The organism is Mycobacterium sp. 94-17 (assembly GCF_035617725.1).
Taxonomy (GTDB): domain Bacteria; phylum Actinomycetota; class Actinomycetes; order Mycobacteriales; family Mycobacteriaceae; genus Mycobacterium.
Genome location: NZ_JAPIYN010000080.1, coordinates 1 through 574, shown reverse-complemented (window position 1 = coordinate 574; position 574 = coordinate 1). Strand labels below are relative to the sequence as shown.

Genomic DNA, 574 nt, shown 5'->3' with positions numbered 1-574 from the left:
CGTCGGCGGGCCAGGGCGAGGATGGCTTGGGTGTGGGTTTTGCCTTCGGTTCTCTTGCGGTTGTAGTAGGTCCGGGATGCGGGGTCGGTGCGGATGCTGATCAGTGCGGACAGGTAGCAGGCCCGCAGCAGTCGTCGGTCGTAGCGGTGGGGGCGTCTGCGATTGCCGCTGATGCGCCCGGAGTCTCGCGGTACTGGGGCCAGGCCAGAGATGCCGGCGAGGCGGTCGACGCTGTCAAAGGCGGTCAGGTCGCCGCCGGTGGCGGCGAGGAATTCAGCGCCGAGTGTGACGCCGAATCCGGGCATGCTCAGGATGATCTCGGCGTGGCGGTGGCGGCGAAATCGGTCCTCGATCATCGCGTCGGTGTCGCCGATTTCGGTGTCGAGGGCCATCACCTCCTTAGCCAGCCGCGCGACCATCGCGGCGGCGATCTGTTGTCCGGGCACGGTGGTGTGCTGGGCGTTGGCCGCCTCGATCGCGGTGGCTGCGATGGCAGCGGCGTTGCGGGCCTTGCGTTTGCGCAGCCAGGCTTCCAGTCGCGCGGTACCGGCGCGGCGCAGCCCGTCGGGGGTTT

1 protein-coding gene is annotated in these 574 nt (G+C 69.0%); it reads right to left on the bottom strand.

Features of this window, described 5'->3' with window-relative positions; all coding sequences use genetic code 11:
* The coding region (locus OQ789_RS25725) for a transposase (RefSeq protein WP_324689234.1) at nt 1-574 on the bottom strand (574 nt) is incomplete at both ends.